The sequence below is a fragment of the Streptomyces sp. NPDC036764 genome (assembly GCF_055609385.1).
In genome coordinates, this window is record NZ_JBVJPT010000002.1 from 566871 (window position 1) to 584857 (window position 17987).

21 protein-coding genes and 1 riboswitch are annotated in these 17987 nt (G+C 71.7%); of the genes, 14 read left to right on the top strand and 7 right to left on the bottom strand.

Annotated elements, in window-relative coordinates:
• Positions 1 to 100: 100 nt before the first annotated feature.
• Complete coding sequence (locus ACZ69Q_RS14035) at positions 101 to 1117, top strand: ABC transporter permease (RefSeq protein WP_471041254.1); 1017 nt, start codon at positions 101 to 103, stop codon at positions 1115 to 1117.
• A gap of 117 nt (positions 1118 to 1234) precedes the next feature.
• Here the strand turns inward: ACZ69Q_RS14035 and ACZ69Q_RS14040 are convergent, their stop codons facing one another.
• A complete protein-coding gene (locus ACZ69Q_RS14040; RefSeq protein ID WP_471041255.1) occupies positions 1235 to 1522 on the bottom strand; it encodes a type II toxin-antitoxin system Phd/YefM family antitoxin in 288 nt (95 codons plus the stop codon).
• Positions 1523 to 1591: 69 nt separating this feature from the next.
• On the opposite strand from ACZ69Q_RS14040, the gene ACZ69Q_RS14045 reads away from it, so the two are divergent.
• The 3 genes from ACZ69Q_RS14045 to ACZ69Q_RS14055 all read left to right on the top strand — a co-directional run bounded on the left by ACZ69Q_RS14045 (position 1592) and on the right by ACZ69Q_RS14055 (position 3572).
• Positions 1592 to 2227 carry an ATP-dependent Clp protease proteolytic subunit gene (locus ACZ69Q_RS14045; protein ID WP_471041256.1) on the top strand — a complete coding sequence of 212 codons (636 nt, stop codon included), beginning with the start codon at positions 1592 to 1594 and terminating at the stop codon, positions 2225 to 2227.
• 7 nt (positions 2228 to 2234) lie between these two features.
• On the top strand, positions 2235 to 2543 hold the full coding sequence (locus tag ACZ69Q_RS14050; RefSeq protein ID WP_471041257.1) for a hypothetical protein: 309 nt from the start codon (positions 2235 to 2237) through the stop codon (positions 2541 to 2543).
• Positions 2544 to 2962: 419 nt separating this feature from the next.
• A riboswitch (cyclic di-AMP (ydaO/yuaA leader) is annotated at positions 2963 to 3095 on the top strand.
• 3 nt (positions 3096 to 3098) lie between these two features.
• Positions 3099 to 3572 carry a C40 family peptidase gene (locus ACZ69Q_RS14055; RefSeq protein ID WP_471041258.1) on the top strand — a complete coding sequence of 158 codons (474 nt, stop codon included), beginning with the start codon at positions 3099 to 3101 and terminating at the stop codon, positions 3570 to 3572.
• Between the two features lie 53 nt (positions 3573 to 3625).
• On the opposite strand, the gene ACZ69Q_RS14060 is transcribed toward ACZ69Q_RS14055, so the two are convergent.
• The gene (locus ACZ69Q_RS14060; RefSeq protein WP_471041259.1) at positions 3626 to 4240 is read right to left on the bottom strand and encodes a LysE family translocator; all 615 of its coding nucleotides are present in this window, start codon (positions 4238 to 4240) and stop codon (positions 3626 to 3628) included.
• A gap of 108 nt (positions 4241 to 4348) precedes the next feature.
• On the opposite strand from ACZ69Q_RS14060, the gene ACZ69Q_RS14065 reads away from it, so the two are divergent.
• Positions 4349 to 5272, top strand: a complete 924-nt coding sequence (locus ACZ69Q_RS14065) for a LysR family transcriptional regulator (protein ID WP_471041261.1) — start codon at positions 4349 to 4351, stop codon at positions 5270 to 5272.
• Positions 5273 to 5276: 4 nt separating this feature from the next.
• Here the strand turns inward: ACZ69Q_RS14065 and ACZ69Q_RS14070 are convergent, their stop codons facing one another.
• A complete protein-coding gene (locus ACZ69Q_RS14070) occupies positions 5277 to 5735 on the bottom strand; it encodes an ATP-binding protein (protein WP_471041263.1) in 459 nt (152 codons plus the stop codon).
• Between the two features lie 213 nt (positions 5736 to 5948).
• Between ACZ69Q_RS14070 and ACZ69Q_RS14075 the strand changes: the two genes are divergently transcribed.
• Together ACZ69Q_RS14075 and ACZ69Q_RS14080 are read left to right on the top strand one after the other, a co-directional pair.
• Positions 5949 to 6818 carry a helix-turn-helix domain-containing protein gene (locus tag ACZ69Q_RS14075; protein WP_471041264.1) on the top strand — a complete coding sequence of 290 codons (870 nt, stop codon included), beginning with the start codon at positions 5949 to 5951 and terminating at the stop codon, positions 6816 to 6818.
• Between the two features lie 9 nt (positions 6819 to 6827).
• Positions 6828 to 7055, top strand: coding sequence for a DUF397 domain-containing protein (locus ACZ69Q_RS14080; RefSeq protein WP_471041266.1), 228 nt, complete (start codon positions 6828 to 6830; stop codon positions 7053 to 7055).
• Positions 7056 to 7135: 80 nt separating this feature from the next.
• On the opposite strand, the gene ACZ69Q_RS14085 is transcribed toward ACZ69Q_RS14080, so the two are convergent.
• The gene (locus ACZ69Q_RS14085) at positions 7136 to 8263 is read right to left on the bottom strand and encodes an 8-amino-7-oxononanoate synthase (protein WP_471041268.1); all 1128 of its coding nucleotides are present in this window, start codon (positions 8261 to 8263) and stop codon (positions 7136 to 7138) included.
• A 173-nt stretch (positions 8264 to 8436) separates the two neighbouring features.
• Between ACZ69Q_RS14085 and bioB the strand changes: the two genes are divergently transcribed.
• Genes bioB through ACZ69Q_RS14105 form a run of 4 tightly spaced genes read left to right on the top strand, consistent with a single transcriptional unit; the run spans position 8437 to position 12255 of the window.
• Positions 8437 to 9672, top strand: coding sequence for a biotin synthase BioB (gene bioB / locus ACZ69Q_RS14090; RefSeq protein ID WP_471041270.1), 1236 nt, complete (start codon positions 8437 to 8439; stop codon positions 9670 to 9672).
• Positions 9665 to 10963, top strand: coding sequence for an adenosylmethionine--8-amino-7-oxononanoate transaminase (locus tag ACZ69Q_RS14095; RefSeq protein ID WP_471041272.1), 1299 nt, complete (start codon positions 9665 to 9667; stop codon positions 10961 to 10963). Before bioB ends, ACZ69Q_RS14095 begins: the two co-directional genes overlap by 8 nt.
• 1 nt (position 10964) lies before the next feature.
• Complete coding sequence (gene bioD, locus ACZ69Q_RS14100; protein ID WP_471041274.1) at positions 10965 to 11681, top strand: dethiobiotin synthase; 717 nt, start codon at positions 10965 to 10967, stop codon at positions 11679 to 11681.
• A gap of 37 nt (positions 11682 to 11718) precedes the next feature.
• The gene (locus tag ACZ69Q_RS14105) at positions 11719 to 12255 is read left to right on the top strand and encodes a hypothetical protein (protein ID WP_471041276.1); all 537 of its coding nucleotides are present in this window, start codon (positions 11719 to 11721) and stop codon (positions 12253 to 12255) included.
• Here ACZ69Q_RS14105 and ACZ69Q_RS14110 read toward each other — a convergent pair.
• Positions 12252 to 14693, bottom strand: coding sequence for a helix-turn-helix transcriptional regulator (locus ACZ69Q_RS14110; RefSeq protein ID WP_471041278.1), 2442 nt, complete (start codon positions 14691 to 14693; stop codon positions 12252 to 12254). The genes ACZ69Q_RS14105 and ACZ69Q_RS14110 overlap by 4 nt on opposite strands.
• Positions 14694 to 14808: 115 nt before the next feature.
• Here ACZ69Q_RS14110 and ACZ69Q_RS14115 point away from each other — a divergent pair, with 115 nt between their 5' ends.
• Complete coding sequence (locus ACZ69Q_RS14115; protein WP_471041280.1) at positions 14809 to 15495, top strand: esterase/lipase family protein; 687 nt, start codon at positions 14809 to 14811, stop codon at positions 15493 to 15495.
• A 101-nt stretch (positions 15496 to 15596) separates the two neighbouring features.
• Positions 15597 to 16283, top strand: a complete 687-nt coding sequence (locus ACZ69Q_RS14120; protein WP_471041282.1) for a class I SAM-dependent methyltransferase — start codon at positions 15597 to 15599, stop codon at positions 16281 to 16283.
• 41 nt (positions 16284 to 16324) lie between these two features.
• Here the strand turns inward: ACZ69Q_RS14120 and ACZ69Q_RS14125 are convergent, their stop codons facing one another.
• Both ACZ69Q_RS14125 and ACZ69Q_RS14130 read right to left on the bottom strand, forming a co-directional pair.
• A complete protein-coding gene (locus tag ACZ69Q_RS14125; RefSeq protein WP_471041284.1) occupies positions 16325 to 16699 on the bottom strand; it encodes a fic family toxin-antitoxin system, toxin component in 375 nt (124 codons plus the stop codon).
• Positions 16700 to 16703: 4 nt separating this feature from the next.
• Positions 16704 to 16943, bottom strand: coding sequence for a toxin-antitoxin system HicB family antitoxin (locus ACZ69Q_RS14130; RefSeq protein ID WP_471041285.1), 240 nt, complete (start codon positions 16941 to 16943; stop codon positions 16704 to 16706).
• 216 nt (positions 16944 to 17159) lie between these two features.
• Here ACZ69Q_RS14130 and ACZ69Q_RS14135 point away from each other — a divergent pair, with 216 nt between their 5' ends.
• Positions 17160 to 17984 (top strand): ABC transporter ATP-binding protein, encoded by an 825-nt coding sequence (locus ACZ69Q_RS14135; protein WP_471041287.1) that lies wholly within the window; start codon positions 17160 to 17162, stop codon positions 17982 to 17984.
• Positions 17985 to 17987 lie beyond the last annotated feature (3 nt).

Here is a 17987-nt window from a genome sequence, read left to right on the forward strand (position 1 = left end):
AAACGAACATTCCTTCTTGACAAGGACGGGCTGCTGCGAGCACGGTGGTGACACAGAGAAAACGAACGATCATTCTTTTTAGTTTCCTCAGGGAGCCCCCATGTCCACCCGGTCCGCTACGCCACCCAGGAACGCCGCGTCCCGGCGCCTGGTCGCGGTCGTCGTCCTCGTTCCGCTCCTCGCCGCCCTCGCCCTGTGGGCCTTCGCCTGGCCGGCCGCTCGCACCGCTCCGCGCGACCTGCCGCTGGGCGTCGCGGGACCGGCCGCCGCCACCGCACAGGTGGAGCAGCAGCTCGGCCGGCACGAGGGCGCCTTCGACATCCACCGCTACGCCGACGAGGCGGCCGCCCGCGAGGCCATCGAGGACCGGACCGTATACGGCGCCGTCGTGGTGACCCCCCAGGGCCCGGAGCTGCTGACCGCGTCGGCGGCGAGCCCGGCCGTCGCCCAGCTCCTCCAGCAGGCGGTGGCCCGGCAGGCCGCCGCCGAGGGCGCCCAGGTCAAGACCGTCGACGTCGTGGCCGCGCCGGAGAACGACCCGCGCGGCGCGGCCCTGACCTCCAGCGTGCTGCCGCTCGCCCTGGCCGGCATGGCGGCGGGTGCGGCGGTGACCCTGCTCGGGCTGCGCGGCATCCGCGCCGTCGGCGCCCTGGCCGGTGTCGCCACCCTGATCGGCGTGGTCGCGGCGTCGATCGCGCACAGTTGGCTGGGGGTGCTCGCCGGGGACTGGTGGGCGGAGGCCGGGGTGTTCGCCCTGACGACGCTGGCCGTGAGCGCGGCCGTCGCGGGGCTCGCCGCCCTCGTCGGCACCGCCGGCATCGGCGTCACCGCGGCCACGATCATGCTGATCGGCAACCCGTTCTCGGGAGCCGCCTCGGCACCGCAGATGCTGCCGGAGCCGGTCGGCGCGATCGGTCAGTGGCTGCCGCCGGGGGCGGGGACGACCCTGCTGCGCTCGGTGTCCTTCTTCGACGGCGCGGCGGCGATCGGCCCGGCCATGACCCTGACCTGGTGGGCCGCGCTGGGCCTGGGCGCCGTACTGCTCGGGAGCACGCTCAAGGCGCGCGCGACGGGCAGCGTGCCCGCACCGGAGCGGGAACTGACCACCGTCGGCTGACCATCGGCCGGCGCACGAGGAACACCGCCCGCGGTCACACCGAACCGACCGTGCACCCCCGCTGTAGCGGACGGGGGTGCACGGTCTCGTCATGTCCGGAGCCGGTGGCGGCCCGTACTAGGAGGGGCTCGACCGGCGATGCTCGGCGGCGATGCCGAAGCGCTGCCGTTCGCGGGGAGCGGAAGCGACCTCGCGGACGCTGGAGACCGCGCTGATCACCTGATCCTCGGCGAGCTCCGACGGCTCCCCGAGCTTTTCCAGTCGTTCGAGGTCAGAGGCGGAGACAAGGGCAACGAGGGGCTTGCCGTGGCGCGTCACGACGACGCGCTCACCGCCGTACACCACGCGATTGATCAGATCGGCGAGCTCAGCCCTGGCTTGCGTCACCGGAATCTCGTAGGCCATGCTCCCCACATTACGTCATGTACGTCCTGTACATTTTTTACAGGCACCCCGGCAAGGGAGGCGTGAGCCATGACCCGACCGTCAGCCCGCTATGTACTGCCCGAGTTCACCGAACGCACGAGTTCCGGAGTCAGGACGCAGGATCCGTACTCGAAGCTGCTGGAGGAGCGGATCGTCTTTCTCGGCACGCCGATCGACGACACCTCGGCGAACGACGTGATGGCCCAGTTCATGTACCTGGAGCACAAGGACCCCGACCAGGACATCTCGCTGTACATCAATTCGCCCGGCGGCTCGTTCAGCTCCATGTCGGCGATCTACGACACGATGCAGTACGTCACCTGCGACGTGGAGACGATCTGCCTGGGCCAGGCCGGCGCGTCCGGCGCGGTGCTGCTCGCCGCGGGCACGCCGGGGAAGCGGTTCGCCCTGCCCGGGGCCCGGATGGTGATCCATCAGCCGGGGCTGCCCGAGCCGGTCGAGGGCCAGGCCAGCGATCTGGCCATCCAGGCCGACGAACTGACGCGGATTCGGGCCCGCCTGGAGGAGATGCTCGCCCGTCACACCGGGCGCAGTTGCGAGCAGGTGTCGAAGGACATCGAGCGGGACAAGATCCTGAACGCCCAGGAGGCGCTGGAGTACGGACTGGTGGACCGGATCATCCCCAGCCGCAGGGAAACGCTCGCTCCGCCGACAGGGAGGTGAGCGGCCGGTGCTTCCACCCGAATTGCCGCCACTGCCCGCACTGACGCGCGCGGAGGGCGAGTTGATCGACCGGTATCTCGACGTCGTGGACCTGCTCGGCCGGATCAACCCGGCGCAGGACGGTGACACCTATCGCGGACTGCGGGCCGCCCAGGCGCTCGTGAGCAGGGCGGCCGAGCTGCGGGACGCGCTGGCGCTGATGCACCAGCGGGGTGAGACGGAGCTGCACGCTCCCACGCTGGCGCGTGCGTTGCGCGTGCTGGACGGAGAGCGCCGCACGGCTCGCGTCACGCTTCCCCCGCGCTCCGACAGTTGACGCCCCCTACAGCAGGATTCCGGACGCCCCGACCCACTGACGAGGCGTCCGGAACGGAGCTGAAACGGACCAAACGGCGTACCCCCTTTCGGCGTAGTCGGCCCTCCTTTTGCGCGGCCGTCAGGGTTGCGCAACAGGCATGACCGCCAGGCGGAATCAGACGCTCCGTCCCTGGTCCGGGACTCCTCGGGCACCTGGACACCCCCTCGAACACAGGGCCACCCACCCGAACGGGTGAGTGGTGAGTAACACCACAAACCCCCGATTCCGTTGGGTATTTCGCTCATCCGTGCGTCAAGATCCCTGTCTGACGACAAGCCCCCGCCGCAGCGGCGGGGCGGTCCGGGCGGACGCCGAGTCCTGCCGCCGCCCGGATGACCGGTCGACAGGAGTGGATCGGCAGGAGTGGAGGACCCAGGCAAGACGGGTCGCCGGAGCGGACGTTCGTTCGAGCCGAGCAACCCTTGGGGTGAAGCCGTGGCAACGCGGCCGGGCAACTTCGCCAGCCCGAATCCGACAGGTCATCCTTCTCAGGCGGCTGACGAAGGGTTGCGCATGACTGCGCTCAATCGTGTCCCGTCGCTGATGGTCCGGGCCGGTACGGCTTCGGCCCTCACCATCGCCGCAGTGGGCGGCTCGATCGTGGCACCGGGCTTCACCTCAGAGGCGGAAGCCGCCACGCCGGCGTCGAAGGCACTTCAGGTCGCGGCCTCCAAGAAGGGCTCCCCGTACAGGTGGGGCGCCACCGGGCCGAACCGGTTCGACTGCTCGGGGCTCACGCTGTACTCGTACAAGAAGGCGGGCAAGAAGCTGCCCCGCACGGCTGCCCAGCAGTACAACAAGACCCGCCACATCTCCGGCAAGAACCGCAAGGCCGGAGACCTGGTGTTCTTCCACTCGGGGTCGTACGTCTACCACGTCGGCATCTACGCCGGGAAGGGAAAGATCTGGCACTCCCCGAAGACCGGGGACGTGGTCAAGTTGCAGAAGATCTGGACCAGGAGCGTCTGGTACGGCCGGGTCAAGTGACCTTCCCGGGGACGGTGGCGGCGTCCTGACGCGCCGTCACCGTTCCCGGGGCCTCAGAGAGCGAGCAGCGGTCCCGCGAGCAGGGCCGCGCCGAAGGCCGTCAGTGCCGCGCCGGTGGCGAGCGTGACCGCACGTGCGGCGAGCGGCCGGCGCAGCCACCTGCCGAGCCGGTCCACCAGCAGGGCGACCACCTGGAACCACACCAGCGCGATCGCCAGCACGATCAGGGCGAGCAGCAGCGTCCTGGGCATCGCGGGAGAGCCCGCGGGCACGAACTGCGGCAGCACGCTGAGGAACGTGAGCGACGCCTTCGGGTTGAGGGCGTTGGTCACGAAGCCCTGCCGCAGCGGTCGCGCGGCGGACTCCTCGGGCGCGTCCACCACTTCGGTGTGCCGCTGCCGCAGGGTCTGCACGCCCAGGTACAGCACATAGACACCGCCGACGACCTGCAGCGCACGGAACAGCGCCGGCATGGCGGCGAGGACCGCGGCGACCCCCACCACCGCCAGCGTCACATGCACCAGCAGCCCCGCCCCGATCCCGAGCGCGCAGGCGATACCGGCCCGGCGGGAGACGAGGGCATTGCGTACGACGACGGTGAAGTCGGCACCGGGCATGGCGACCAGGCCGGCGGAGACCCCGGTGAAGGCGATGAGCTGAGCGTCCATGGACCCAGCCTGCCGCGCGCAAGCCTTCAGCAGGTATTTCGAATATCATGGGAAGTCCTAAAGCATTGCTTAAGGCAGCCATGCGACTGAGGCGGACGGAGGGCCCGCATGTACGACCCGGTCCGGCTCGCCGCCCTGGTGGCGGTCGCGGAGGCGGGCTCGATCACCCGGGCGGCCGAACGGCTCGGGTACACCACTCCCGCGCTTTCCCAGCAGCTTTCCAAGCTGGAGCGCGAGGCGGGCACGGCCCTTCTGGTACGGCACCACCGAGGAGCGCGGCTGACGGGTGCGGGCGAGCTGCTGGTGGCCCGGGCACGGCTGGTGCTCGACGAGCTGGATCGGGCCCGGCACGAGCTGGCCCGCCTGACCGGCCTGTCCGGGGGCACCCTGCGGCTCGGCACCTTCCAGACGGCGGGCATCCATCTGCTGCCGCCGGCCCTCAGCGCCTTCCGCCGGGCGCATCCGGACGTGGAGCTGACGGTCGCCGACTACGAGCCGTCGGCCGGTGTCGCAGCGGTGGCGGCGGGCGAGGTCGATCTCGCGCTGACGCACACCTACGAGCCGGGGGAACCGACGCCGCTGCCCGCGTCCGTCGGCATCGAGCCGATCCTCGTCGAGGAGCTGGTGCTGGTGTCCGCTCCGGGCCATGTGCTCACCAGCGGCGCCACACGGCTGCCGTTGACCGAGCTCGCCGGGCAGCCGCTGATCAGCATGGCGCCGGACGCTCCGGCGCGGCGGGGTGTGGAGGCGGCGCTGACCGGGGCCGGGGCCATGCCGTCGGTGGTGGTGGCGACGCCGGGGTACCTGCTGGTGTGCGCGCTGGCCAGTGCGGGGCTCGGGGTGGCGGTCGTACCGGAGATGGTGGCGCGCACGTCGGTCGCTCCGGTGGGGGTGCGCGCGTTGGAAGGCGGGCAGTTGCGCCGTACGATCTCGGTCGCCTATCGCGGCGAGGAGGCGGCTCCCGCCGCGGACGCCTTCCGGGCTCTGTTGCGCGGCACGTTCGCCCGCTCCGGGCAGGCGCAGCCGCTGTGAAGGGCTAGGACTCCTGCGGTCCCGCGGCGGCGACCGGTGCGGCGGGCACCGTCCACGGCAGTTCGATGGAGACGGTCTTGCCGCCCTCGCGCGTGGGGCGCACTCTCAGCTTGCCGCCGCACTCCGCGGTCAGCCAGCGGATGATGACCATGCCGCGTCCGTTGTCCTGCTGCACGGCGGCCGGCAGACGCTTGGGGAAACGCGGATGGCTGTCGGTGACGCCGATGCGCAGGTGTTCGTCACGGTCGAGCACGAGGTCCACCGTGAAGGTGGGTGACTGGCCCAGGGTGTGCTGTACGGCGTTGGTGGTGAGTTCGGAGACGATCAGACGGATGGTGTCGGCGACTTCCGTGTCTGGCGGCAGGCCCCATTCCGCGAGGGTGGTGAGCACATAGACCCGGGCCGCGGAGACCGAAGCGGGATCGCTCGGCAGAGTTACGGATGCTTCCAGATGATCTGCCATGGCGAGGTCGTCCCTTTCCCAACGGGAGCGCAGTCCGACACGGAGAGGATGGTTCGAGTACGGTCCCGGACTGGTGCTTCGCCGCCAGACTGCCATTATCAGGGCCGTCAGGGTGCCGATCCACCAAGATATGCATATATCTGTCGCTCGAAGCGGTGAACTCTGCGACGGCAGACCGTATTTGGGCGACTCAGTTGGAGTAAGGAGTAGCCCATGCAGCACGGTCCCGCAGTGCGTCGCCGGAAACTGGGCGCAGAACTGCGTGCGTTACGCACCGGGGCGGGGCTCACCAGCGGTGAGGCGGCCCGGCTGGCGGGCTGGCACCAGTCCAAGGTGAGCCGGATCGAAACCGGCGCCAGCGGGGTGAAACCGGCCGATGTGCGGTTACTGCTCGACGTCTACGGCGTACGGGATGCACAACTACGGGAGTTACTGCTGGTGTTGGCGGGCTCCGACGAGGGTGGTGGCCGGCACCACTGGTGGCACGCGTACCGCGGAGTGCTGCCGCCGACGTACCGGGACTTCATCAGCCTGGAGTCCCAGGCAAGGGCGATGCGCACGCTGGAGACGTCGGTGGTGCCCGGACTGCTCCAGACGCCCGAGTACGCCCGGGCGGTGACCCGGGCCGCGGTCGGCGGGCTGGACGGCGATGCCGACGAACGCCTCGACGCGCTGGTCGCGGTGCGTCTGGCCAGGCAGGACGTGCTGCGCGCGGATCCGCCGCTGAAGCTGAGCGCGGTGCTGGACGAGGCGGTGCTGCGCCGGGAGATCGGCGGGCCCGAGGTGATGGCGCGGCAGTTGAGCCGGCTGATGGAGGCGGCGCGGCTGCCCCAAGTCCGCCTTCAGGTGCTGCCGTTCAGGGCCGGTGAGCATATCGGCCTGACTGGCCCTTTCGTTATCTTCTCATTTTCGAGCACTTCTGATCTGGATGTGGTTGTTCTCGACCACTTGACGAGTAGCCTCTATCTCGAACGGAAAGAAGACCTCCGGGCCTACACGGAGGCCTTCAACGCCCTTCGGATCCACGCCCTTTCGCCCGAGGAATCGTTGGATTACATCGCCGCGCTAGGTGGCGGCGCGTAAGGAGGCACCATGACCGCACTGCCTCGGAACGTCATGTCGAGCACCGAACTACCAGGTGAGCGATGGCTGCGCAGCAGCTACAGCACAGGAGCGAACAACTGCGTCGAGACGGCACGGCCGCACTCCGGCCCCTGGGCCGGACTGCTCGCGGTGCGCGACTCCAAGGACCCGGCCGGACCCGCGCTGCTCTTCTCCCCCGAGAGCTGGGCGGGTTTCACGGCCGCGTTCCAGTCCTGACATCCCTGACCGATCCGATCAACCCTGATCGATTCTGATCAGTTCCATCCGATGCGCGAGCAGGGCCGTGTCACGCCGACTCATGGTCGTGTCTCGCCGATCACTCGTACAGCGCGCTCGATCTCGGCCTCGGAGAGGTCCGCGCGGGCGGTCAGCCTCAGCCGTGAGATGCCGTCGGGCACGGAGGGAGGACGGAAACAGCCCACGGCGAGGCCGGCCGTACGGCACTCGGCCGCCCAGTGCACGGCCTTCTCCGGGGACGGGGCGCGCACCGAGACGACCGCGGCGTCCGGACGTACCGCCTCCAGACCCGCGGCGGTCAGGCGAGCGTGGAGTTCGCGTGCCACCGCACGCGCCCGCGCGGCCCGCTCCGGCTCACGGCGCAGCAACCCCAGCGCCGCCAGGGCCGCGCCCGCCGACGCGGGAGCGAGCCCCGTGTCGAAGATGAACGTCCGGGCGGTGTTGACCAGGTGCTCGATCACCCGGGCGGGGCCGAGAACGGCGCCGCCCTGGCTGCCGAGCGACTTGGACAGCGTGACCGTGACGACGACGTCGGCGGCGCCCGCGAGCCCCGCCGCCTGCGGGGCGCCACGGCCGCCGTCGCCCAGTACACCGAGGCCGTGGGCGTCGTCGACCAGCAGTCCCGCTCCGCGCTCCCGGCACGCCTCGGCGTACTCCGCCAGCGGGGCGGCGTCGCCGTCGACCGAGAAGACCGTGTCGGACACGACGACCGCCGTGCCCTCGTGCGTGTGCAGCGCCTTGCGCACGGCCTCCGGCTCCGAATGGGGGACGACCTGGGTGGTGCCCCGGGCCAGCCGGCAGCCGTCGATCAGCGAGGCGTGGTTGCCGGCGTCCGACACGATCAGCGAGCCGTGCGGGGCCAGTGCGGTGACCGCGGCGAGATTGGCCGCGTAGCCGGACGAGAGGACCAGCGCCGCCTCGAAGCCGCAGAAGTCGGCCAGCTCGCGCTCCAGCTCGGCGTGCAGCTCAGTCGTGCCCGTGACGAGCCGGGAGCCGGTCGCGCCGCCGCCCCAGATCCGCGCGGCCCGCGCCGCACCCTCGGTGACCTCCGAATGGCGGGCCAGGCCCAGATAGTCGTTACTCGCGAGATCGAGAAGCGGCGATTCGGCGGGCCGGGGGCGCAGGGTCCGTACGAGCCCGGCGCGGCGGCGCAGCTCCGCCTGCTCGTCGATCCAGCCGAACGCCATGGTTCCTCCGGGGCTTTGGTGAGCGGTCCGCAGACGTCGCTTTTGTAGGCAGTGGACAGACCCTAGCCGTACGGCCGCCCGCCCACGGTGTGGCAATACCCACACATCGAAACGACAGGGTTGTGCAAACTCACCTTGGCTCGAACGCCCTCCGTACGTCAGGATCAGCTTCCATGGACCTGCTGAACACGCTGGTGGACAAGGGGCTTCGGCGCGAGCTGCCGACCCGCGAGGAAGCCTTGGCCGTCCTCGCCACTTCCGACGACGACCTGCTCGATGTGGTGGCCGCGGCCGGCAAGGTGCGCCGGCACTGGTTCGGCCGACGGGTGAAACTCAACTATCTGGTCAACCTGAAGTCGGGCCTGTGCCCCGAGGACTGCTCCTACTGTTCCCAGCGCCTCGGCTCCACCACCGGCATCCTGAAGTACACCTGGCTGAAGCCGGACCAGGCGTCCCAGGCCGCGGCCGCCGGATTGGCGGGTGGCGCCAAGCGGGTGTGTCTGGTGGCGTCCGGGCGCGGCCCGACCGACCGTGACGTGGACCGGGTCTCCGAGACCATCAGGACGATCAAGGACCAGAACGAGGGCGTCGAGGTGTGCGCCTGTCTCGGTCTCCTCTCCGACGGCCAGGCCGAGCGGCTGCGCGAGGCCGGCGCCGACGCGTACAACCACAACCTCAACACGTCCGAGGAGACGTACGGGGACATCACGACCACGCACACCTACGCCGACCGCGTCGACACCGTGCAGAAGGCGCACGGGGCCGGGCTGTCCGCTTGCTCCGGCCTCATCGCCGGTATGGGTGAGAGCGACGAGGACCTGGTCGACGTCGTGTACTCGCTGCGTGAGCTGGACCCGGACTCGGTGCCGGTCAACTTCCTGATCCCGGTCGAGGGCACCCCGCTGGCCAAGGAGTGGAACCTCACCCCGCAGCGCTGCCTCAGGATCCTGGCGATGGTGCGGTTCGTCTGTCCGGACGTGGAGGTACGGATCGCCGGTGGCCGCGAGGTCCATCTGCGCACCATGCAGCCGCTCGCCCTGAACCTGGCCAACTCGATCTTCCTCGGTGACTACCTCACGACGGAGGGCCAGGCGGGCAAGGCCGACCTGGAGATGATCGCCGACGCCGGCTTCGAGGTGGAGGGCACCGACCAGGTGACGCTCCCGGAGCACCGGACGGAGGCGGCCGGGGGCGGCTGCGGTTCGCACGCGAGCGCGGGCTGCGGGTCCCACGAGGCCGCGGGCTGCGGATCCGACGAGAGCGCCGGGTGCGGGTCGCACGAAGGGGGCGGTGTGTGCGGTACGGCCGCTGCTGCCGCTCCCGCTGCCGCCCCGGCCAACGAGCCGCGCACCGACCTGGTCTCCGTACGCCGCCGGGGCGCCGGAACGGACCTCGCGCCCAATGCCTGACCCGCACGCCGCGCCCGGCCTGACCGTGCCCGAGCTGCTGGAACTCGACCGGCGGCATGTGTGGCACCCGTACGGCCCGATGCCCGGTCGCAGCGAGCCGCTGGTCGTGGAGTCGGCGAGCGGGGTGCGGCTGAGGCTCGCGGACGGCTCGGGTGAACTGGTCGACGGCATGTCGTCCTGGTGGTCGGCGATCCACGGCTACAACCACCCGGTGCTCAACGAGGCCGCGCAGCAGCAGTTGGCGCGGATGAGCCATGTGATGTTCGGCGGGCTCACCCACGAGCCCGCCGTACGCCTGGCGAAGCTCCTTGTCGATATGTCGCCGGAGGGGCTTGAGCATGTGTTCCTGGCCGACTCCGGGTCGGTGTCGGTCGAGGTCGCGGTCAAGATGTGCCTCCAGTACTGGCGTTCGCTGGGCCGCCCCGGCAAGCAGCGCCTGCTGACCTGGCGCGGCGGCTACCACGGCGACACCTGGCAGCCGATGTCGGTGTGCGACCCCGAGGGCGGCATGCACGAGCTGTGGACCGGGGTGCTCCAGCGCCAGGTGTTCGCGGACCCGCCGCCGGCCGAGTACGACGAGTCGTACGCCGGGCATCTGCACTCGCTGATCGAGCGGCACGCCGACGAACTGGCGGCGGTGATCGTGGAGCCGGTCGTGCAGGGCGCGGGCGGGATGCGGTTCCACTCCCCCGCGTATCTGCGGGTGCTGCGCGAGGCGTGCGACGCGCACGACGTGTTGCTGGTGTTCGACGAGATCGCCACCGGGTTCGGCCGCACGGGCGCGCTGTTCGCGGCGGACCACGCGGGTGTGACGCCGGACGTGATGTGCGTGGGCAAGGCGCTGACCGGCGGCTACCTGACGATGGCCGCCACGCTGTGCACCGCGCGCGTGGCCGACGGCATCTCGCGCGGCGAGGTGCCGGTGCTCGCGCACGGCCCGACCTTCATGGGCAACCCGCTGGCGGCCTCGGTGGCCTGTGCCTCGATCGAGCTGCTGCTCGGGCAGGACTGGCAGGCCGAGGTCAAGCGGATCGAGGCGGGACTGCGGGAGGGACTGGCGCCGGCGTCGGACCTTCCGGGCGTGAAGGACGTACGCGTCCTCGGCGCCATCGGGGTCGTCCAGCTCGACCACGAGGTGGACATGCGCGCGGCAGCGGCGGCCGCCGTGCGCGAGGGTGTGTGGCTGCGGCCGTTCCGCGACCTCGTCTACGCGATGCCGCCGTACGTCACGGGCGACGCGGACGTCGCACGGATCGCCCGCGCGGTGTGCGCGGCGGCACGGGAGGGCTGACATGCCGGTACTGGTGATCACGGGCACGGGCACGGAGGTCGGCAAGACCGTCACGACCGCGGCGGTCGCCGCGGCTGCGCGCGGCGCGGGCCGGTCGGTGGCCGTGCTGAAGGCCGCGCAGACGGGCGTACGACCGGACGAGGACGGCGACGCGCAGGAGGTGGCGCGCCTCGCGGGCGGGGTGAGGACCGCCGAACTCGCGCGCTATCCCGACCCGTTGGCCCCGGGCACGGCCGCGCGCCGGGCAGGCCGGGCGGCGGTGCGCCCGCACGAGATCGCGGAAGCCGCCGCCAAGCTGGCCACCGAACACGACCTGGTGCTCGTGGAGGGGGCGGGCGGTCTGCTCGTCCGTTTCGACGAGGCGGGCGGCACCCTGGCCGACGCGGCCGAGCTGATGGCGGCGCCTGTCCTGGTGGTGGCGACGGCGGGCCTGGGCACACTCAACACGACCGAGCTGACGGCACGTGAACTACGCCGCCGACGGCTGGACCTGCTCGGTGTCGTGATCGGTAGCTGGCCCGAGGCGGCCGATCTGGCGTCGCGGTGCAATGTCGCGGATCTGCCGGAGGTGGCGGGGGCGCCGCTGCTGGGTGCGGTGCCGGCGGGGGCGGGAGCGCTGGAGCCCGCCGAATTCCGTACGGCGGCGCCGGGTTGGCTGGCACCGCGGCTGTTCGGGACGTGGGACGCGGAGGGGTTTCGGGGACGGGAGACGCCCTGAGGCCGGAGTGTCGGACCCGCATGCCATGCTCAGGATCATGGTCAACGCGGACGCTGTAGAAGACTTGAACGACGACGAGGCGCCTTCCACGCCGGCGGCTCCCACGACTCCCGCCGAGTGGGACGCCCTGATCGCGGAGTGGGACGAGATCCGGCAGGGCTACTCCCTCGGCGACGCCCGGGGGACGGTCCTGGCGTGTGCGCGAAACCTGGAGGCGAGCGTGGCGGCCGACGGACCGGACACGGCGCTGTGGACCTTCGGGCTGGTGCTCATCGGCCCCTATGTGATCCACGCCGATCCGGACGCGGCGGCCGAGGCCCGCGTGCTGAAGGCGATGGCCGCCGTCGAGCGTGCTCTCGGGCAGGCGGACTGTGCGCATGAGGAGCATCCGTGCGACGAGATGCCGGAGGACGACGAGCTGGACAACCTTCTCGGCGTGCTGGAGATGCTGGCCCGTCCGGAAGGGGACGCCGGCGACCAGTCGGACAACCGGTTCGAGAGCCGGACGACACGGGAGATCTGGGCCTGCCCGCGCAATGTCGCCGGGTTCGCCCGTGAGTTCTCCCAGGTCTAGGGTGCCGCACTGGCGTTGCTCGCATCGCTCGCATCGCTCTCGGCGATGAGCCGCACCAGTTCGATGCGGGAGCGGATGCCCAGGCGGGTGAAGACGCCTCGCAGGTGGTGGTCGATCGTGCGCGGGCTGAGGGCCAGGCGGACGGCGATCTCACGGTTGGTCGCGCCCTCGGCCGCCATCCGGGCGACCAGAAGTTGCTGGGCCGTGAGGCGGGCGGTCGGTGTGTCGGGGGCGGTCCGCGCAGGGGCGGCCGGGGTGCCCAGGGCGCGCAGCTCGGTGCGGGCCTGTGTCGCGCAGTGCGGGGCGCCGAAGGAGTCGAACGCCTCCAGGGCGCTGTGCAGACGGTCGCGTGCCTCCGTACGGTGGCGCAGTCGGCGCAGGGCGCTGCCGAACAGCAGCTCCGTGCGGGCGCGTTCGAAGTCGCGGGTGCCGTGGGAGTGCAGGTCGAGCGCCGTGCGGTAGTGGTCCACCGCCTCGGCGCCGGGGGCGAGCAGGGCCCGGCAGCGGGCGCTGAGGGCCAGGTCGTCCGGGCTGCGTACGGCGGCGGCCCAGCGGTGGTAGTCGGCGTGCGCCACGCGGGCGACCCGGGTGTCGCCGGTGCGGACGGCTGCCTCGACGTAGTGCGGGGTGGCCAGGTGCCGGATGGCCCGGTGGCCGTGGCCCGGGCCGAATCCGGCGAGGGCGCGCAGCCGGGCCGCCGCCGCGGCGAACCGGCCGCTGCTCAGGTCGAGGAAGGCGAGCGCCCACTGGGCCAGGGCGGCGGGCAGGCCGAGGCCACGGGCGAGGGCGTACGACCGTGCGGTCGCGGCGCGTTCGCGGCAGACGTCGGCGTCCCCGGTGAGCGCCGCGAACATGGCGAGGGCTGCCTGGAGATGGCAGGCGCCGTTGTCCTGACCGGTGGCGTGGGCCAGCCACAGCGCATCCGTCGCGGCGGCCTCGCCGGCCCGGGGGCGTCCCGTCCAGAAGTCGGCGTACGCCCGGAACTCCATGGCCTGCGGCACGGTCACCGGCGTGCCCCGCGCGCGGGCGGAGGCTGCCGCGCGGACGGTCGCGGTGGCCGCGCGTGTGTGGTCGCCGAGGAGCAGGGCGGCGATCGCGGCGTGGATCAGGACGGTGGGGTCACCGCCGGGGCCGCAGCGCCCGGCGGCCGACTTCAGCAGGTCGCGAGCGTCCGCGTACCGCCCGTCGAACGCGGCCACGAGCCCACCCAATGTGCCGAGCGGCACGACACCGATCCGGTCGGCGACCCGCACGGCCTCACGCAGGCGACGTACGTCTCCGGTGTAGATGGCGGCCTCGGTGGCGCGGGCGAGGAGGTGCGCGGCCGGGGTATCCGGGGTTGCGCGGGCGAGGGGGTGCGCGGCCTGGGTGGCGGAGGCGGTCGGGGTGGCGGGGGCGAGGGGGCGCGCGGCCGGGGTGGGGGTGGTGGCGGGGGCCGATGCGGTCGGGGCGATGGCATCGGCGCCCGTCAGCAGGGCGTCGCACGCCTCCGCGGAGGCCGCCTCCGTGGCGCGGGCGAGGACGTGCGCGGCGGCGGAGGTCGCGGTCGGGGCCGACGCCGTCGGGGCCGTGGCGCCGGCGCCCGTCAGCAGGGCGTCGAATGCCTCCGTGGCGTTTCCCGTCCGCAGGGCGAGCACGCCGGTCAGTGCGTCGTCGGTGACGGTCGCCGCCAGTCGGCGCGCGCGGTCACCGTCGCCGGATCGCCAGGCGTAGGCGGCGGCTCGGGCCGTCAGGCGGGCCTGTTCGGAGAGGTCGGGGCACAGGGCTGCGGCCCGCTCCGCCAGCGCCCGCGCCACCGACAGGCGCCCCGTGCCGGCCGCCCTGCCCGCGGCGGCGGAGAGTTCCGCGGCCAGCCGTCCGCTGGGGCCGAGCGCGCCCGCGCCCCGGTGCCAGGAGCGCGACGGCGTCTCGCCCTCGCCGCGCAGCACGCGGGCCAGCAGACGGTGGACGTCGCGGCGGTCGACCGGGGTGCCCGTCTCGTAGGCCGCGATCCGGGTCCACGCGTCGCGGAACGCCACCCCGCCCGCGCCGGAGTGCGCGAGCCCGGCCGTCTCGGCGGCGTCCAGGCACCGCGTGTCGAGGCGGGCCGCCACGACGGCGCGCAGGAAGGCGTCGGTGGGGACCGGGTACTGGTCGGCCGCGGCGAGGAGCAGCAGGAGGCGGGTGTTGTCCGGCAACGCCTGCATCTCCGCCCGGCGTTCACGCAGCAGCATCGGGGCCAGTTCGGCCGGCTCGGTGGGAAGCGGGTCGACGCCCGTCGCCTGGCGGTCGGTGAGGCGCGGGACCAGCTCGGCGGCGGCGCGCGGATCGCCGTACACCGCACGCAGCACGCGCACCCGGACGCCCTCCGGGAGGGTGGCGGCCAGCTCTCGCCACGCGTGCGTGCGCTGCGGTGGCGAAGTGCGGTCAAGAGGTGGGGGGTTCACCGGAGTCACCACACAAATGACGTTACTGGCGGGTTACTTGAATCGTAAAGACCGGCGATTTCACCGATGCGGCGCGCGTAGACCCGGCTCGACACTCCTGACAACCCCACACGTTTCAGGAGGCATCATGCAGCGCTCCACGCGTCGCATCGCCACGGGTCTCACGGCCCTGGCCACCTCGCTCCTTCTGGCACTGTCCCTCTCCCCCACACCCGCGCAGGCCGCCACCCACAACCCCGTCGTCTTCGTGCACGGCCTGAGCAGCTCGGCGAGTAGCTGGGACGACTGGGCCGGCTACTTCGAGGCCGACGGCTACGCCGCCGCCGAGCTGGACGCCTGGTCGTACGACTGGGCCCAGTCGAACGTCACCACCGCCCAGCAGCTCGCGACCGAGATCAGAAACGTGCTCGCCCGGACCGGCGCCTCGAAGGTCGACCTGGTCGTCCACTCGATGGGCACACTCAGCGCCCGCTACTACCTCAAGAACCTCGGCGGGACGTCGTACGTCGACGACTTCGTCTCGACCGCCGGGGTGAACCACGGCACGTCCACCGCCTCATGGTGTGCGTGGCTGTACACCTCCTGCGCGGAGATGAACACCGGCAGCTCGTTCCTGACCTCGCTGAACTCCGGCGACGAGACCCCGGGCAGTGTGTCGTACGCCAGCTACTGGTCGAACTGCGACGACGCGCTCACGCCCGACACGACCGCGATCCTGAGCGGCGCGACGAACGTCGAGGTCGGGTGCGTCTCGCACACCGACATGAACAACGACCACGGCGTGTACGAGCAGGTCCGGGACTTCATCGGCTGAGCCCGGGCCGCCCGGAAGGCGGTCGGAGCGAACAGCGGGGGTGCGCGGGCCCCGTAAGTGGGGACAATCAGGGTGAGTCGTGTCCTGCCCGGGAGGTCCCCATGGCCCTGCGGTCCGCCGGTTCCGGCAAGGTGTCACGGGATGCCGTGCACCATCCGCTGTTCGCCCGTTTCTACGCCCGGATCAGCGTCAACGCCGAGACCCGGATGGGCATGGCCGACATCCGCGACCGGCTGCTGGCCGGGCTGTCCGGCCGGGTGATCGAGATCGGCGCCGGCAACGGTCTGAACTTCGCCCACTATCCGAGCTCCGTCTCGGAGGTGGTCGCCATCGAACCCGAACGCCTGCTGCGCACGATGGCCGTGGACTCCGCCCTGCGCGCCGAGGTGCCCGTGGACGTGGTGCCGGGCGCGGCGGAGGCGCTGCCGGTCAAGAGCGAGGCCTTCGACGCGGTGGTGCTGTCGCTGGTGATGTGCAGTGTCCGGGACGTACCGCGGGCGCTCGGTGAGGTACGGCGGGTGCTCAGGCCCGGGGGTGTCGTGCGGTTCTTCGAGCACGGCCGGGGCGGCGGGCGCGCGATGCACCTCACGCAGCGGGCGCTGGACCGGACGGTGTGGCCGCTGGTGAGCGGCGGCTGCCATGTGTCCCGCGACCCGGTCGCCTCGCTCAGGGAGGCCGGCTTCGAACTCGGCCCCTACCGGCGGGTGATGATGCCGGAGAACGGGCCGACGCTCCCCTCGTCGTACTGCTTCCTCGGCACGGCGTGGCGGCCGCCGGTCAGCGAGTAGTCACCGGCTCCGCCGGTCCGGTCGCCGGCCCATGGGCGTGGTCACACGCTCCACTGCCGCAGTTCCTGCGCGATGTCGTGCACCGTGGCCTCGCCGCTCTTCACCAGCCGGGCAAGGTCCCGCACCCGCTCGGCCGAGGTGACCACCTTGAGGCCGCTGGCGACGAGGTAGGCGTAGGCGACGGCCGAGGCGAACATGGCGTTGGAGCGCTCCAACGCGGGGACGTGGAGCAGCAGTTGGAGCAGGGAGGCCGCTCGGGCGTGCGGGCTGTCGTATACGGGGACGTCGAATATCCGGGCCTCATGGCGTGCGACGGCGGCGACGAGGGCTCCCCAGTCGGCGACCTGGGGGTCCCCCGGCGTCCTCTTCTCGGCGAGCATGAGCAGCCAGGCGAGGTCGATGTTCAGTTCGTTCAACGGATCAGTGGCCACCTTCGCGGGAGCCCTCGCGGTCCGCGCCGAACTCCTCGACGAACACCGACTCGTACTGCTTCATGAAATCGGCGGCGGCCTCCACGAACGTATGGCCGACCTCGCCGGTGTCCTGCTTGACGAGTTCCTCGATGTAGCGGTTGACGCTCATGCCGCGGGACAGGGCGCGCTCGCGGGCGGCGCGAGCTGTCCCCTCGTCCACTCTCACGTTCAACTGGGTCTTCGCCATACCTAGAAGCTAGCGCGGTAGTGCTAGCACCGGCAAGGGCTTCGCCACACAGCGGGAGAGCGCCCCCACGCGGGAGAGTGCCCCTTACATCGATATCGGGGGCCCGACCTGGGGCGGAGAGCGACCGGGACCTCGGAGGGATACCCGGTGTGTGGTGGATCACATTACGCTCGGCGGGGATGAGTGTCTTTGCGTGCGTTCCGTGAGGAGGCGGTCTTGTCCACAGCACCTGCCCCGTACGTCCCGGGCCCCGCGTCGGCGGACGGGGTCGCGGCCCGCGCCCGCGGCCTGACCAAGGCGTACGGCTCGGGAGAGACGACCGTGCTGGCCCTCGACTCGGTGGACGTCGACATCGCGCGCGGCCGCTTCACGGCGGTCATGGGGCCCTCGGGCTCCGGGAAGTCCACACTGATGCACTGCCTGGCGGGTCTCGACAACGTCTCCGCGGGGCAGGTCTGGCTGGGCGACACCGAGATCACCGGGCTCAAGGATCGCGAGCTGACCCGGCTGCGGCGGGACCGGATCGGGTTCATGTTCCAGTCGTTCAACCTCATCCCGACCCTGAACGCGGCAGAGAACATCACCCTGCCCATGGACATCGCGGGCAAGAAGCCCGACGAGAAGTGGCTGGACCAGGTCATCGACACCCTGGGGCTGCGGGACCGGCTGAAGCACCGGCCCTCCCAGCTCTCCGGCGGCCAGCAGCAGCGCGTCGCCTGCGCCCGCGCGCTCGCCTCCCGGCCGGAGCTGATCTTCGCGGACGAGCCGACCGGCAACCTCGACTCGCGGGCCGGTCTGGAGGTCCTCGGGTTCCTGCGCGAGGCCGTGGACCAGTTGGGGCAGACCGTCGTGATGGTCACCCATGACCCGGGCGCCGCCGCCCACTCCGACCTGGTGCTCTTCCTGGGCGACGGACGCATCGTGGACGAGATGGAGCGCCCGACGGCGGAGGCCGTACTGGAACGCATGCGCCTGTTCGCCGGCGCCAACCCCACGGCAGGCGACCAGACCCTTCCCCCAGAGCCGCCCGAGAAGGGCTGACCC

What these genes read in the sequence shown, in the direction of transcription:
- bioB (WP_471041270.1), top strand. Translation starts at nt 8,437, where the DNA reads ATGGACCTGCTGAACACGCTGGTGGACAAGGGGCTTCGGCGCGAGCTG.
- ACZ69Q_RS14070 (WP_471041263.1), bottom strand. Translation starts at nt 5,735, where the DNA reads ATGGCAGATCATCTGGAAGCATCCGTAACTCTGCCGAGCGATCCCGCT.
- ACZ69Q_RS14055 (WP_471041258.1), top strand. Translation starts at nt 3,099, where the DNA reads ATGACTGCGCTCAATCGTGTCCCGTCGCTGATGGTCCGGGCCGGTACG.
- ACZ69Q_RS14095 (WP_471041272.1), top strand. Translation starts at nt 9,665, where the DNA reads ATGCCTGACCCGCACGCCGCGCCCGGCCTGACCGTGCCCGAGCTGCTG.
- ACZ69Q_RS14080 (WP_471041266.1), top strand. Translation starts at nt 6,828, where the DNA reads ATGACCGCACTGCCTCGGAACGTCATGTCGAGCACCGAACTACCAGGT.
- ACZ69Q_RS14075 (WP_471041264.1), top strand. Translation starts at nt 5,949, where the DNA reads ATGCAGCACGGTCCCGCAGTGCGTCGCCGGAAACTGGGCGCAGAACTG.
- ACZ69Q_RS14105 (WP_471041276.1), top strand. Translation starts at nt 11,719, where the DNA reads ATGGTCAACGCGGACGCTGTAGAAGACTTGAACGACGACGAGGCGCCT.
- ACZ69Q_RS14065 (WP_471041261.1), top strand. Translation starts at nt 4,349, where the DNA reads ATGTACGACCCGGTCCGGCTCGCCGCCCTGGTGGCGGTCGCGGAGGCG.
- ACZ69Q_RS14130 (WP_471041285.1), bottom strand. Translation starts at nt 16,943, where the DNA reads ATGGCGAAGACCCAGTTGAACGTGAGAGTGGACGAGGGGACAGCTCGC.
- ACZ69Q_RS14085 (WP_471041268.1), bottom strand. Translation starts at nt 8,263, where the DNA reads ATGGCGTTCGGCTGGATCGACGAGCAGGCGGAGCTGCGCCGCCGCGCC.
- ACZ69Q_RS14120 (WP_471041282.1), top strand. Translation starts at nt 15,597, where the DNA reads ATGGCCCTGCGGTCCGCCGGTTCCGGCAAGGTGTCACGGGATGCCGTG.
- bioD (WP_471041274.1), top strand. Translation starts at nt 10,965, where the DNA reads ATGCCGGTACTGGTGATCACGGGCACGGGCACGGAGGTCGGCAAGACC.
- ACZ69Q_RS14115 (WP_471041280.1), top strand. Translation starts at nt 14,809, where the DNA reads ATGCAGCGCTCCACGCGTCGCATCGCCACGGGTCTCACGGCCCTGGCC.
- ACZ69Q_RS14040 (WP_471041255.1), bottom strand. Translation starts at nt 1,522, where the DNA reads ATGGCCTACGAGATTCCGGTGACGCAAGCCAGGGCTGAGCTCGCCGAT.
- ACZ69Q_RS14045 (WP_471041256.1), top strand. Translation starts at nt 1,592, where the DNA reads ATGACCCGACCGTCAGCCCGCTATGTACTGCCCGAGTTCACCGAACGC.
- ACZ69Q_RS14035 (WP_471041254.1), top strand. Translation starts at nt 101, where the DNA reads ATGTCCACCCGGTCCGCTACGCCACCCAGGAACGCCGCGTCCCGGCGC.
- ACZ69Q_RS14060 (WP_471041259.1), bottom strand. Translation starts at nt 4,240, where the DNA reads ATGGACGCTCAGCTCATCGCCTTCACCGGGGTCTCCGCCGGCCTGGTC.